Genomic DNA, 14,925 nt, shown 5'->3' with positions numbered 1-14,925 from the left:
GCGATAAGCGATATAGGTGTATTATAACCCGGTTGCGTCTGCTTCTTTCAGCACTTGAATGAGTTGAGAATGAATAGCCGTATTGGTCGCTGCAATATGTCGCACGCTGAGGTCATAAGGCCGACCCAGCGTATCTGTGATCGTTCCTCCCGATTCCTGTACTAGCAAAGCGCCCGCTGCTACATCCCAGGCATTCAAACCGATTTCACAATAGGCTGACAGCCGTCCCGATGCCACATAAGCCAGATGCAGGGCTGCCGAGCCGAGGGCCCGAATGCCTCGTACCTGCGGCGTAAGTGCCTGTGCAATCTTCATATTCAGCGGCTGTGCAAAAGTGCGATCCGGCGGGAAGCCGATGCACACCAGACTGTCTCCCAGTGTTTCTTCTCTGGATGCCCTCATCAAATTGCCATGTACATACGCGCCTTTACCTTTTTCAGCCACAAACATTTCGTCGCGGGACGGATCATAAATGACACCGACAATCACCTCTCCACGGTGGGCCAAAGCGATAGATACACTGTAGTACGGCAGGCTGTGTACAAAATTGGTTGTACCGTCTACTGGATCAATAATCCACAAATATTCCTCTTCACGAGCAGCCTCCAATGCACGGGCCGAAGCCTCGGCACCGGGCTCTACCCCCTCTTCGCCCAGTATAGCATGGTCGGGAAAATGCGTGAGAATCAGTCTGCGGATCATCTGCTCCGCACCTTTATCCACTTCGGTCACAAGGTCCGTCGGGGACTGCTTGGTGCTTAACTGCTCGACGGTGCCCAGTCTGCTTTTGATCCATTCCCCTGCTTTGGATGCCGCATTAATGGCCACGGCGGTATAACTTTTTCCTGATACAATATAGGGAACCTTTTCGTTTTCATGTTCGTTCAACGTGTTCACTCTACTTTCTATATCATTGTTACGTGGTTTACGAAGCTGCATTACAGCACAGTCCTCTTAACCATCTCTGTTAAAGTACAACTTTGCTAGTTTGCACAATCTAGTATACACAATATATTCCATAAAGTTTCTCTATTTGGGAACCTTATCCGCAGCACCCTATTCTTTAAGGCGTAATTTCTACCGAAGCCCCATCTAGCACCTTTACTCCGTCACCTTCTCGTACATGCAGTTCCTTCATCAGCCCGAACAACGCTTCATCCTTGCGTTTGGCTTCAAGCATGACGTCAATCCGATCCGTATATCCGGCAATGTTACGCAAAAAGGTAAACAGCGGCTCCACCTGAACACCGTCGGCATGACCGCGGGGGTCTTTTTCACTTTTGGGACTGGACGCATGGATTTTGGGTGGCAGTGGATCATCGGGAGAAGAGCCCGTTTGAGCCAATTCCCCTTTCCATGTATCCAAAATGCCAGGCCACAGCTCCCATGGCTTCTCGCCCTCGTTATTTACCCATTGATGATGAATGTCGAGAACCATTGGCAGCCCTGTCCGCTTGCAGGCTTCCAGCGTTTCCACAGCATTGAAGGTCTTATCATCGTTTTCCAGCGTCAACCGTTCTCTTAAGGAAACCTCCAACGCACCGACCTGCTCTACAAAACGCTGACTCGACGTCACCTTGTCTCCATACGCACCGCCGATATGAATGTTGTTCTTGGCATCCGCACCGAGTCCCATCGCCTCCAGCATCGCTTTATGATGCTTGAGATCGTTAATGGAGCTTTGCAGTACTTCCGGGCGGGGAGTGCTCAGCACTGTAAAATGATCCGGGTGAAACGAGACTCTCATCCCGTTCGCCTTGACATAATTCCCGACCTCTGCAAAATCAGCGGCAAGTGCCTGAAAAGGGTCCCAGTCACGCAAATCCTGATGAGTCGCCAGCGGAATCAGCTTGGATGAAAAACGGTAAACCTTAATATCGCTTGCCAGATTATGACGCAGCAACCGCAATGTATTATGCAGGTTTTCGGCGGCAATTCGTTCCAGCTTGCGGATCGCGGCCTCTCGATCTCCAATTTTGTTAAAGCTGGCCATCGTCATCGTTTTGGAAGGTGATGCATTGGGTACGATAACTGACATAGCTACATAGCCGAACCTTACTATCATAGGTGTCCTTCCTTTCAGCAGATCGCAGTAGATGGCGAGGCCGCTTTCGTTCTGTGACCTCAATTCCTTTTCTACTGAATCATACCCGGAAAAGCCTCCTCTGATTCGGCATTAATCTGCCCTTCACCTGTCTATTGCGCTCCAAAAAACATTTCATCCGCCAATGCGGTCTGAATTCTTGCTTCCTCTTCATTCAGCTTGCGAATGAGGATCATTTCAACCTCGGTCACTTCGTCGCCCTGAAAATTGATTTCGGCAATACAGCCGACAATCTGCACGATGGCTACTGCCACATTGTCCACGCTGTAAGCGATGACCTTCTGACCTGTCGGGAACACACGCAGGCCGGATTTAACCATTTTGCCGCGTCCGTATTCCAGCAGTTCGTACAATTCCTGCTCGCTCTTGAATTTGCACACAGAGTTAAATTCGGTTTGAAAGCCCATGTTTAGACGCCACCTTTCGTGATTAAGGATTCTTGCAAATCCTAATTGTATACCATGTATATGAACAAAAAGGGGAGTGATCAGCTCCCCCTTGGTTCGTTTTATGAGTTCTCGTAGTGCAGCGCAGACCTGCGTTCATAACGCTCCAGTGCGAGTGCAATCATGCGGTCCAGCAGGCTTTGATAGGATACGCCCGTTTCTCTCCACAGCAATGGATACATACTGAACGGTGTAAAGCCCGGCATCGTATTTACTTCATTAATAAGAATATGTCCGTCCGAACGTCTCACGAAGAAATCGGCACGGGAAATCCCGCAGCCCTCCAGAGCGCGGAATGCTTGCAATGCGGCTTCACGGATACGATCCGCCACTTCCTCGTCGAGCGGTGCCGGAATGAGCATTTCCGATTGGCCGTCCGTGTATTTGGCAGCATAATCGTAATAGTCGCTGGACGATACAATTTCGCCCGGTACGGAAGCAATTGGCTCGTCGTTGCCGAGTACGCTAACTTCCACCTCACGGGCATCGACATACTCCTCCACAATGACCTTCAGATCAAATTGCAAAGCCAGCTCGACTGCCTTTTCCAGCTCTTCCCGGTTAGTGGCTTTGGAAATGCCAACACTTGATCCCAGATTCGCCGGCTTGACGAAGCACGGGTACCCTAACTCGGTTTCCATCTTGCGCACCAGATCATGGCTGGTTTGCGCCCATTGTGTACTATTAAAATAACAGTATTTCACTTGCGGCAGTCCCGCATGCTCAAACAGCTTCTTCATGACTCCTTTGTCCATCCCTGCGGCAGAAGCCAGCACTCCCGCACCGACATAAGGCATATCCGCCATTTCAAATAAGCCCTGAATCGTTCCGTCCTCACCAAAGGTGCCATGCAGCAGCGGAAACAGCACATCCAACGTCTGCTCTCCGTACAGCTTGCCAAACAATGTATCTAATGCCGCCTTCGTACCGCCTTCTGCGTGCTCCAGCTTCAATTGCGCTACAGAAGCCAAAGGTGCGTCAAGCAGCGACCCTCTGCGCCAATCGCCAGCCTTCGTAATATAAAAAGGAATAATCTCGTATTTCTCATAATCAAAAGCGTTCAGTACCGCATACGCCGTTTGCAGCGAAACCTCATGTTCGCCCGATTTGCCGCCGTACACTAGCCCTACGGTTAATTTTTGTTTTGCCATGCCTATCCTCCGCTTTCCTGCTTTCGTCATTGTGCCTGATTTGCGTCACTGTACCTGTTATAAATCATCTCATTTAAAAATAGTCGGCGATGTGATAAAAGCGATATACCGTATTTTCCGTCCACGCATACGAATTTTTGTAGTCCCAATAACGGTGCCTGGAGCTTACCGTATGCGCATTGACAAGCGGCATGCCGCCCGCATCAAAGGCCGTTACCATCGTGCTGTGCTGAAAGATGCCGTCACCATCCCAATCATAAAAAATGACGTCTCCCAGCATAAGCTGCTCCGGACGGCTCACCTGCTCGGCGGTCAACCCCCACGAGCTGGAGCCCAAATACCGCTCCAGACTGTTGGAAACTGCCCAACTGTAGCTCCACAACTCACGTCCGGCGACCCGTCCTTTGTACCACCAGCCCGATTCTCTTTTACCAGTATAGTGGATCGGTGCTCCCCCTGCAAAGAGGCATTGCGAGATATAATTGGTGCAATCCACATCAAAACCTTCAAACTCCGGGTTGAAGCTATCCCACCACTGATCCGCATAGGCTGCCGCCTCTTCCCGGCGGTATCGGCTGGGGCGTGCTGATGAGCCGAAGCCCAGTACACCTTGATTCAGCAGCGGCAGATTCCCACCCTGATTAAACGAAGCCTCTTCAAAAGGAACCTCTCCCCCCGCCGGCTTCTTTTCTGCCGGATCACGCTCGATTCTTGCTACCTGCCAGGCTTCACCCTCACGCGTGAACGTCAGACGTTCCCGTTCAATCCGATCCTCCCGGTGAGTCATCCCGCCTTTTTCGTAAAAGAGCCGGACATGCAGTTGTACATCCACCACAGCCTCCTCAGGCGTATCCTGCACAATTCGCAGCGGCTTGGCGCGTGTTTCACTACGTAAGGGAACGGCGTTCCGCTCGTTATACCACTGTTCCAATCTGGCCGTACGGGCCGCACGCTCCATCCGCTGGCCTACCTCGAGATATTCATCCGGCTGCGGAGTGCCGTTCACCTCACTCCGGTTATATTGGTTCACATAAGCAAAAAGGGCCTGCTTCCATTCCCGCTCCCCCATCCCTGTCCCTCCATTTCCGTCCCGCCATCCTTGTTAGGTGATAGCGGAATACTGTATAACTTTCTTCATTCCCTCTATAGCCTGATATGGCTCTCTATCTATAAGTATGAATCTCTAAAGCTTGATATGAACACCGAAACACGAGAAAGAGGAACGTTTTATTTTCCAGGCTTCGGCGCATAAAATAGGTCAAAAAAACTTTACGGAATCGATTGAAAACGGTATACTTAGTTCAGAAACATTATTTTGAAATTAAGTTTCACCTAATGAAACCAACAGAAATCGTCTTCTCCTCTATTATGAAAATAACTGTTATCATAGGTTAATCGGTTATTCTTCAGATCAGCTATGCTGCTTTCATGAGAGCGCAACCAATTTAAGCCAACTGTGCAAGACGTCGAAAAAACGACATCCCTATTTTCCCCCAAGCATCTACTTTAAGGAGGTAATACTTATGTCAGGAAAAGATCAATTCTCCATTGCCCGCAGTCTCGAAGTTAACGGCAAGCCTTACCGTTATTACAGCCTCAAGGCACTGGAGGAACAAGGAAAAAGCGGCATCGCCAAGCTGCCTTTCTCCATTAAAGTGTTGCTGGAAGCCGCTGTGCGCCAATTCGATGGACGCGCGATTACAGAAGAGCATGTGCAGCAGCTTACAGGCTGGGCTGAGGATCGTGACACCAACAAGGAAATTCCATTCATCCCTGCACGCATCGTGCTTCAGGATTTTACCGGCGTTCCGGTTGTTGTCGATTTGGCAGCCATGCGCGATACTGTGAAAAAAGCGGGCGGCGACCCTAAACAAATCAACCCGCTCGTACCCGTCGATCTCGTTATCGACCACTCGGTCATGGTCGATGCCTTCGGTACCAGCGAAGCGTTGGACTATAATATTAATGTAGAATTTGAGCGTAATGAGGAACGATACCGTTTTCTGCGCTGGGCGCAAACGGCGTTCAACAACTTCCGTGCAGTGCCGCCGTCCACGGGTATCGTCCATCAGGTTAATCTGGAGTATCTGGCATCCGTGGCCGCTACCAAAACAATGGATGGCGAAACCGTCGTCTTCCCAGACTCCCTCGTTGGAACGGATTCCCATACGACGATGATTAACGGCCTGGGTGTCGTAGGCTGGGGCGTCGGCGGGATTGAGGCAGAGGCGGGTATGCTGGGGCAGCCACTGTATTTTGTCACACCGGATGTTATCGGCTTCAAACTGACAGGCAGTCTGTCAGAAGGCTCTACCGCCACCGATCTGGCGCTCACTGTAACCCAAATGCTGCGTAAAAAAGGCGTAGTCGGCAAATTCGTGGAATTTTACGGACCCGGCCTGGCTAACATCAGCTTGGCTGACCGTGCAACGGTTGCCAATATGGCACCGGAATACGGCGCAACGATTGGCTTCTTCCCGGTCGATGCGGAAACGCTGGCTTACCTGCGCAGCACCGGACGTTCTGATGAGCAAGTGAGTCTTGTAGAGGAATATTACAAAGCGCAAGGCATGTTCCGCACATCCGATACGCCGGACCCTGTGTTCAGCGATACGATTGAACTCGACTTGGCTTCGGTTGTACCGAGTCTCGCGGGTCCCAAACGTCCACAGGACCGTGTTGAGCTTAGCCGCATGAAAGAAACCTTTGAAGGCATTATCCGTACCCCTGTGGACAAAGGCGGCTACGGACTGAGCGATGAAAAGATCGCACAGAAGATTCCGCTGACCCATCCGGACGGCTCCACCAGCGAGCTGGGTACTGGCGCAGTCGTGATTGCGGCTATCACAAGCTGCACCAACACCTCCAACCCAAGTGTTATGCTGGGCGCAGGCTTGCTGGCCAAAAAGGCAGTACAACGCGGGCTTAAAAAGCCAGGCTATGTTAAAACCAGCTTGACGCCGGGCTCCCTTGTTGTGACGGAATACCTGCAAAAAGCAGGGCTGATCGGTCCGCTAGAAGCACTCGGCTTCCATGTGGCTGGCTATGGCTGCGCGACCTGTATCGGTAACTCCGGTCCGCTTCCTGACGAAGTTAGTCAGGCCATCACAGACAATGATCTGACGGTTGGTGCGGTCATTTCCGGTAACCGGAACTTTGAGGGCCGCGTGCATGCGCAAGTCAAAGCCAACTATCTCGGCTCACCACCACTCGTCGTCGCTTATGCACTGGCAGGCACTGTGAACATTGATTTGGTGAATGATCCGCTCGGTTACGATCAGGACAATCAGCCTGTCTACCTGAAAGACATCTGGCCAACTTCCGAGGAGATCAAGGAAGCAATCAGCCTGTCTCTCAGCCCGGATATGTTCCGTCGTAAATACGAGAATGTGTTCACTGCCAATGAAAAATGGAACTCCATTCCAGTCCCTGAAGGTGAGCTGTATGAATGGGATGAAAAATCAACTTATATTCAAAATCCGCCATTCTTTGAAAAACTTCAGGATGGTGTGCAGGATATCAAGGAAATTCGTAATGCCCGTGTGCTTGCTCTGTTGAACGATTCGGTCACTACGGACCATATCTCACCAGCAGGCAACATCGCTCCTTCCAGCCCGGCAGGACTGTACTTGAAGGACCATGGCGTGGAGCGCAAGGACTTCAACTCCTACGGATCTCGTCGTGGTAACCATGAGGTCATGATGCGCGGTACGTTCGCTAACATCCGTATCCGCAACAACGTGGCTCCTGGCACCGAGGGCGGCGTGACCAAATACTTGCCGACAGATGAGGAAATGTCCATCTACGATGCATCTATGAAATATCAGGCAGCCGATCAAAACCTGATCGTTATTGCCGGCAAGGAATACGGCACAGGCAGCTCTCGTGACTGGGCGGCCAAAGGTACGCTTCTGCTGGGCGTCAAAGCCGTCATTGCAGAAAGCTTCGAGCGGATTCACCGCAGCAACCTGGTCGGCATGGGCGTGCTTCCACTGCAATTCCAGGAAGGCAACGGCTGGTCCAGCTTGGGTCTGAACGGTCGTGAAACGTTTGATATTCTCGGCATCGACAATGACGTGAAACCGGGTCAAGAGCTTACCGTTGTAGCCAAACGCGAGGATGGCACGAAGTTCGAATTCCCGGTAACTGCCCGTCTGGACAGCACCGTCGACATCGACTACTACCACAACGGTGGTATTCTGCAAACCGTATTGCGTCAAATGATTCAAGAGTAACAAGCGTAAAAACGACGAAATCCCCTCCAAAATGCAGTTGAGGCTGCAAATTAAGAGGGGATTTTTAACTATAAATGCATACTCGAAGCATTCAGGAGAAAACATATGCCTATGATTGAAAATACGAGGGTAATAAGAATTGTAAAGAGACCAGGCAGGCTTTTCATTATTGCAGAGCCTTTTTCACTATTGAACTGACGACTGAGATAGGGTTGGAACATAAGCATAATCATAAAAGATATGAGGCTAAGTCCACACAACAACCATACCTCAGGAGAAGATTTGTCAACAAAACGGTCAGCCACATTATTAAAATTGTAGTGGATTGCTATAATCCTGGGCATTGTCGGATACATGAAAAAGTAGATGATGAAAGGCAAAGCAGAAATAAGAAGGGACAATACATTATAAATATTGAATCTATTTCGCATGAAAGTCCTCCTTAGAAAGATAAAATCCATTTCATTACATAACTGAATACGGTTATATTTAACTACTTACCCATTCTTCAGTATCTCTAAATAACCATAATCTAAATAATCAACAGACCGTGATGTGATTCTAACTAATAATTTTAGCAACTAAGATTTACAATGTAGAGCTCATGTGCGAAATTCTCCCGTTTTCCAAATTAAATTCCGCTGATATCTTCATTTCATGGTTGACTTTGTGAGTTACTATTATGATGATTGTATCAGGATAATTCTGATGTAAGTTTTGAAAAATAAGACTTTCATTCTTCAAGTCTAATTCTGAAGTTGCTTCGTCCAATATAAGGACACCTGGATACTGTAACAATGCGCGTACTATCATTAAGCGTTGAGTTTGTCCTCCACTTAGCGAAATTCCATGAGGGCCAACAAGAGTATCGTATTGTGAGGGGAAAGCCATAATCTCATTATGCAGGCCACAGCCTTCACACACCTCATACACTTTCTCTGTATCCACATCTACCAGACCGAATATAATATTTTCCATTATTGTGCCGTTAAATAAAAAAAAGTCCTGTGACACAAACGCAAAACGTCTAGCAATCTGATCCGTTGAAAAAGTGCATAAATCACTGTCCCCATAGAAAATTTTTCCTGTTGTTGGCCTTATTATACCAAGCAACAAATTCAATATTGTCGTTTTTCCAGCCCCACTGGCCCCGTTCAAGCGGATTGTTTGCCCTTGATCTATTCTAAAAGAAATACAATTTAGTAAGGGATTACCTTCCTGAGTTATGAAACTTACATCTCTAAAAACAATCGAATTCTTATTGAGTAAGTCCTTTTCTTCAACCAGGTATTCCTTCACAGGAAATAACAATACTTCTTTTATCCGAGTCAGTGAAGCTTTCATAACTTCCAGTTGAGGTAATATTATGGAAATTTGGCTTACTGGTTGATAAAGAGCGCCAATATATCCATAGAAGGCAAGCAAACTACCGATCGTTATTTTACCTTGATGAACTAAATATGTACCTGCAATTAAAATAGATACAGGTCCTAACAATGCAATCAAAGAAGATAGACAGGTAAAAAAATTAGACCATACGGTGACTCTAATAAAAATCTTTGCATAATTTTTAATGTGTAATGAATATACACCATATCTTTCTTTAAAACCTTGTTTTAGCTTAATATGTTTCATACCTGCAAAATCTTCATCCAAACTGGTTAGAATTGCAGACTTATTCTCTTGAAGTTGCATACTTAATCCGTGAAGTTTCCGACTAAGGAGTTGTATAGTTATAACAAAAAAGGGAATTGTTATAATTCCTATTAATGTTAATTTCCAGTTAAGATACATTGTTACCCCAATATATATTACTATGGTTAAACTGTTTATTAGAACATTTAAAACAACACTTGTACATGTTTGTCCTACAACCTCGATATCATTTGTTATTCTGGTTAAATACTCCCCCCTTGGTATTCGGATATACGTCATATAATCCAATCTATAAATATGTCTATATAGATCTTCACGCATATCTATCATCATTTTTTGAATAAAACTTGAAGAAAAGTAACTCTGCGTAATAGACAATAATACCTGCAGGATTGCAACAACAATGATGAAGCAAATAAGTGGAAATAAAATATCAATTCTTTTCTCTATTAAAACCTTATCCATTATAATCTTTATATAGTAAGGTCCAGGTGTAGAAAGTAGCACAGAAAGAAACAATAAAAAAATGACTTGTAGTAGCTGAAATTTTCTTTTGTATATATATTTCTTCATATACGACATAAGTACTTCCCTCCCTATCATTATTTTTTTATATTTACTACTAATAATAAGAGAAAGAAACAAGCACCACTATACATTAACTTGTTGCCCTAACCCTAGAGCGATCCCTATTTTAGTTTCCCTTTCCCTTAGTTAAGTTTTAGTAAATTTCAATGAGATAAATGCAATGAACTCTTCAAGTACAGATAAACTCGCAGAATAAAGGATAAAGGTTCCAGATCTTCTTTTAGAGACCAGTCCACTTCGATATAAAATTTCCAAATGGTGGCTTAACGTGGAATCAGGAATATTTATCCTTTTATTAATCTCCTTTACCGTGAGATCTTGCTGAATAAGAATAGAAATAATTTCTCTACGCGTTGGATCAGCCATTGCCTTGAATATGTCCTGCATATCCCCACCTCTAAATATTGTTTTCCCTGTCAAAATTGTATATTCGTATCCGTAGAAGCTACTTATTTCTAACCAGAAGAGAAATAAACAAGCTGATCACCGTTGGTAAAAAAGAAGCGAGCACCACGTATTCATTAACTTGTTGTCCTAATCCTAGAGCCACCCCTATTAAGCCAAAGGCTATCCAAATATAAGCAGAGATGCGATGTGTTTTCTTCCAGGCACTTTCATTCGAAAGCAGCCATGGGAACTTCAAACCAATTAAACGGTTAGGTGTCAATTTAGTGAATGTGACACCTACTGTTAAGTGCGATATCGCCGAAACTAGTAAAACTATATTTAAGGGACTGAAGTAAATAGCATTTGAATACAGTAACATTAAAAAAAGAAAAATAAAATTTAGAACAACAAACATACTGGAACATATTTTACGATATGGAATCAAATTATTTTCAGAAAATTGTTCTCTATGTTTCGAGAATTTTGGGTACAAGACAATAATTAGAAAAGAGATAATCATCGCTCCTGATGACACAATAAAAAAAGCTAAAGGGTGCTTTAGAGGGTTCATTGAAGGCAATAAAATAAATGAATTTATGAAATGCAACATAATAAATAAAATAGAAATCTGAATCCACGGCTTTTTAAATTCTTTTTTTAAATCATAGTTATTCTCCACTCAAAATAACCTCACTTTCGATCTGATTTTCAGTTGATTTTAGAAGTAAATGCAATAAAATTCTTTGAGTATAGTATGATTGGATATTGCTCTGATACTTTTTAACAAACTCATATTTCTGTATTCCCGGAAATATAAAACTACAGCGCAAACAAAGAACTTAGATTTATAACACTTTAATGTAAAATAAGGGGATGGAAGTGAAGCAACAAAGTCAATAAGAATAACATCTTTTATCCACGCCCCCAGATACTTCTTAGCCAACACATTAAACTGTAATAAATCTAAATATCAGCTTATTTACAGGATCGGATCAAGAGATAGCTTTTGTGACAATCTAGGAAATAGTTCATTTAGCTCATCATTAAACTTGTTTATTAGCACCTCGTCTACTTTCGCAGCAAATTCATAGTCAGCCAGCAGCTCTGCCATTGCTAATACTGAAGGAGTTTCTTTTGAAAAATTTAATGATTGAAATTTTTCAGAGGCTACTCCCGCAACTTTTACAGCCGTCCAGAGTGCTAGGCCAACAACAGCAGCAGCAGTTACTGCTACACCTACTTGTGCTACTACCCCCAACGAAGTATAAACAACTGCTGGAGTTACAGCTACAGCAGCAGCAAGTGCTTGAGGCTCAGCATCTGCCTCTGCCTTGATAATGAATTTATCAGGGAGCATTTTATTTTTTTTCAGTATCTCCACAAACTTAACAGCATTGCGATTAAGTATTGACTCGCCGATTTCAGGTTCTGCAGATATGAGCAACTTTCTAATATCATTTCTATCCCGGTCAATATCAATATAGCCTACGCTAAATTTTTCAAAATATGCTTTAGGATTTTTAAAAAACTTCATAAGTGCCTGTTGTGAACTCATAATGGATTCAATACATTCTTCCAATTTTGTGGGCTGCTGAAGGTCTTCAAAACTCAATCTAAAGCCTTCGTTTGTTTGTTGTGCCTCTGTAATATTTAATACGCTTAACGGCTTTTGGTACAATCTTGTTTTTTTACTTCCCATTTTCATTTCTCCCTTTAAGATATTTTTACTGCTTGTAAATAATACTTCCGTTTTACATAGTACCTGAATAATACTTCGTCTTTTATCTCACTCCAATATTTGAAAATCACCTCCTTTACAGATTCATTTCCATAAATAACAGCACAAGCTTGACAGTTATGAGTTATTGTAGCATCAAATCCTAATGTTGGTTCTTTTGTAGTTGCAAAATGATATATTCGTTCCGGTCCATCTACCCATATCCATAATTTCAAAAAATCCTCAAACTGTTTATTGTAAAGTTCTTCCAAACTTTCAGATTTAAATTCTCCAATTTTCATTTCTCTAATATGCTCCATCGTTATGCCACAACAACTTGCCAATTCTGAGTTTGGAGTTAATGCCAAATTAGTTAGGATATTATCGCATCCTTCAAAAGAATCCATTGATTTATAATTTCTCTTAGCTATACTAAGCGGAACGATTTCCCTCTCTTTGAAAAAGGGAACCCATACATTGTTAATAATCCGAATGTTATATCTATGCTGATCACGACTCATGAAATCTTTGAGTTCTGGATGATTAACTGCATCTTCATATTTAAAAGTCGAATTTTCAAATCCTTCTACCACAATTATGACATTAATACCAAACTTAGCGGCTTGTATGGCACCATTCACAATATTATCAAAAGGAACAAACTCCTGATGGTCATTGCCAGTAGAAAAATTCAGTTCCTTTAATCCTGCATTTCTAAGAGGCTCTATTCTTCTCTTGGCAGCCTGAGTGGTGCTAGCCCAATATCCATTACTAACACACCTTGTATTAAGTCCCAAAGAACTTGCACACTTGACGGCCTCAACCAAATCATTACCTAGCAGAAAACATTCTCCACCTGAAAAAACTACTCCTCTTAAAGTTTCAAAAGTTTCTTTTCCTTCCTCGATAAATGAAATAATATCTTCCAATGGAACTCTTTGATTTAAATGTGGCCCACATTCGAAACAACACTCTTTACAAGCAGCAGTACACTTATAGGTCCCTAGAACAGTTAACGTATTCGGTGAAATCAAGCTCATAAGTAAGGCCTCCTCTTTCCATTCATAATTAAAAATTCCGATTAAATTAAAATAACTATCTCAATAAAATGTAAAATAAAAGAATTAAAATGAATATATTTGAATAAAATATATATTATTGTCTAATCATAATACATATTTTTCAAAAGAAATAGAGATGAAAATCACAATTACTAATATTATTTACAAAAAATAGTTTTCCTTCTGAAAAGAAGTTATTACCTACCTACTCAGATTCGATTATTGATGGATTCATCACAACAAAAAAAGCCGATCCCTCAGGACCGACTTTCAACCATGTTCTCCTATAACCTTACCTTCACACCGCCAGCTATTTCGAAATATCCAAAAAGCCCTCTCCGAATACATCCCGCACGTCATGAATCGTGATAAATGCTGCTGTGTCGATGGCTTTCACTATCTTTTTAAGCGCCGATACCTCTTGTTTACTAATGACGATATACAGCACTTCTTTTGGATTTTTCGTGTAGTACCCGTGCCCTGACAGCACTGTAACTCCCCGATCCATTTGGGTAATGACCATCTCGGCAATTTTGTTTTGCTGCTCCGAAATAATCATGACTGCTTTTTTCGGGTTCAGTCCTTCGATCATAAAATCCATAACCTTCGTACCTACGTACAAAATAACGATGGTCAGCATGAGCTTTTCTGGGCCAATAATAAAATAGGATGAAAATGCAACAATTAGATCAAAAAACAGCAAGCCATAGCTGATGTTCCAATCCAGATATTTGTTGGCGATCCGGGCCAAAATGACCGTTCCCGCTGTTGTCCCGCCTACCCGCACGATCAAACCAATCCCAATACCCACCAACACCCCGGCAAATACGGCATTAATCGTCGGCTCATGCGAATCAATCCGCCAGTTGGCCGTTAAATGTAAAAACAACGAGTTAAAAGCAACCGCAATGACGGTATACAGGGTCGTTCTCTTGTCCAAAAATTTATATCCGACAATCAGCAGCAAGCCATTGATCACCAGATTGACGATCGAGGGGGACCACTGAAACAGGTAGTACAAAATGATCGTGACCCCTGTAACGCCCCCCTCGCCAAACTCATTCGGGATAACAAACAGATTAACAGCCAGCGCGAAAAAAAACGCACCCAGAATAATAAATGCGATGTCTGCAATTCTTTTTTTCATATATGTCCTGGTCCTTTCTTAAACATTTCAACGGATGAATCGCCAGATGGATTGGCTGACTCTAGTAGCTAAAACACGCTTACAACCAGTTCATGGTATCCACTACCAAACATAAAGTCAATACAACTTTGACACTTTAATTCGCCACCAGACTGACTTCATATTGACTTATATAAGGATATTCGACAAAAAAACACAATCCCGACTACTAAACTAAGAAAACGGGCCTCTGGCCCTTGTTTTGGACCTAGGCACATTCTCCCTCAAAATGACCATACACCTAATCCGCATTTTGGACACATATGACCATATTCCTGTTTTATGTCAAAAGCGTTTTAATTTGAAAAAATGCGTTTATAATGATTGAAACATTACCAAGCAGTATACCCGGTATTACGACATCAAGTACATACGAATAGTCCTATACAGACGT

The 14,925-nt window shown here is 43.7% G+C and carries 13 protein-coding genes; 1 reads left to right on the top strand and 12 read right to left on the bottom strand.

The features are described from left to right. Positions 1-21 precede the first annotated feature (21 nt). The 5 genes from HPL003_RS11430 to HPL003_RS11410 form a co-directional block, all read right to left on the bottom strand. The gene (locus HPL003_RS11430) at positions 22-939 is read right to left on the bottom strand and encodes an inositol monophosphatase family protein (RefSeq protein WP_014279801.1); all 918 of its coding nucleotides are present in this window, start codon (positions 937-939) and stop codon (positions 22-24) included. Between the two features lie 124 nt (positions 940-1,063). After that, positions 1,064-2,065 carry a UV DNA damage repair endonuclease UvsE gene (uvsE, locus tag HPL003_RS11425; protein WP_014279800.1) on the bottom strand — a complete coding sequence of 334 codons (1,002 nt, stop codon included), beginning with the start codon at positions 2,063-2,065 and terminating at the stop codon, positions 1,064-1,066. Positions 2,066-2,196: 131 nt separating this feature from the next. Further along, a complete protein-coding gene (locus tag HPL003_RS11420) occupies positions 2,197-2,511 on the bottom strand; it encodes a hypothetical protein (RefSeq protein ID WP_014279799.1) in 315 nt (104 codons plus the stop codon). Between the two features lie 101 nt (positions 2,512-2,612). Continuing rightward, the gene (locus tag HPL003_RS11415; protein WP_014279798.1) at positions 2,613-3,701 is read right to left on the bottom strand and encodes a D-alanine--D-alanine ligase; all 1,089 of its coding nucleotides are present in this window, start codon (positions 3,699-3,701) and stop codon (positions 2,613-2,615) included. Between the two features lie 73 nt (positions 3,702-3,774). Next, a complete protein-coding gene (locus HPL003_RS11410) occupies positions 3,775-4,770 on the bottom strand; it encodes an amidase domain-containing protein (RefSeq protein ID WP_014279797.1) in 996 nt (331 codons plus the stop codon). A 454-nt stretch (positions 4,771-5,224) separates the two neighbouring features. Between HPL003_RS11410 and acnA the strand changes: the two genes are divergently transcribed. Beyond that, positions 5,225-7,936, top strand: a complete 2,712-nt coding sequence (gene acnA, locus HPL003_RS11405) for an aconitate hydratase AcnA (RefSeq protein ID WP_014279796.1) — start codon at positions 5,225-5,227, stop codon at positions 7,934-7,936. A gap of 68 nt (positions 7,937-8,004) precedes the next feature. Here acnA and HPL003_RS11400 read toward each other — a convergent pair whose 3' ends face one another. The 7 genes from HPL003_RS11400 to HPL003_RS11370 form a co-directional block, all read right to left on the bottom strand. Continuing rightward, the gene (locus tag HPL003_RS11400; protein WP_014279795.1) at positions 8,005-8,367 is read right to left on the bottom strand and encodes a DUF1648 domain-containing protein; all 363 of its coding nucleotides are present in this window, start codon (positions 8,365-8,367) and stop codon (positions 8,005-8,007) included. Positions 8,368-8,524: 157 nt separating this feature from the next. Beyond that, positions 8,525-10,174, bottom strand: a complete 1,650-nt coding sequence (locus tag HPL003_RS11395; RefSeq protein WP_014279794.1) for an ABC transporter ATP-binding protein — start codon at positions 10,172-10,174, stop codon at positions 8,525-8,527. A 132-nt stretch (positions 10,175-10,306) separates the two neighbouring features. Next, positions 10,307-10,567 carry an ArsR/SmtB family transcription factor gene (locus tag HPL003_RS30480; RefSeq protein WP_014279793.1) on the bottom strand — a complete coding sequence of 87 codons (261 nt, stop codon included), beginning with the start codon at positions 10,565-10,567 and terminating at the stop codon, positions 10,307-10,309. 58 nt (positions 10,568-10,625) lie between these two features. After that, positions 10,626-11,246 (bottom strand): SdpI family protein, encoded by a 621-nt coding sequence (locus HPL003_RS11385; RefSeq protein ID WP_014279792.1) that lies wholly within the window; start codon positions 11,244-11,246, stop codon positions 10,626-10,628. A 300-nt stretch (positions 11,247-11,546) separates the two neighbouring features. Further along, a complete protein-coding gene (locus tag HPL003_RS11380; RefSeq protein ID WP_014279791.1) occupies positions 11,547-12,266 on the bottom strand; it encodes a hypothetical protein in 720 nt (239 codons plus the stop codon). A 14-nt stretch (positions 12,267-12,280) separates the two neighbouring features. Beyond that, the gene (locus HPL003_RS11375) at positions 12,281-13,324 is read right to left on the bottom strand and encodes a radical SAM protein (RefSeq protein WP_014279790.1); all 1,044 of its coding nucleotides are present in this window, start codon (positions 13,322-13,324) and stop codon (positions 12,281-12,283) included. A 331-nt stretch (positions 13,325-13,655) separates the two neighbouring features. After that, a complete protein-coding gene (locus tag HPL003_RS11370) occupies positions 13,656-14,492 on the bottom strand; it encodes a YitT family protein (RefSeq protein WP_014279789.1) in 837 nt (278 codons plus the stop codon). Positions 14,493-14,925 lie beyond the last annotated feature (433 nt).

This window comes from Paenibacillus terrae HPL-003 (genome assembly GCF_000235585.1).
GTDB classification, from domain to species: domain Bacteria; phylum Bacillota; class Bacilli; order Paenibacillales; family Paenibacillaceae; genus Paenibacillus; species Paenibacillus terrae_B.
Note: the sequence above shows the minus strand (reverse complement) of the source record. Positions and strands in the feature narration are given on the sequence as shown.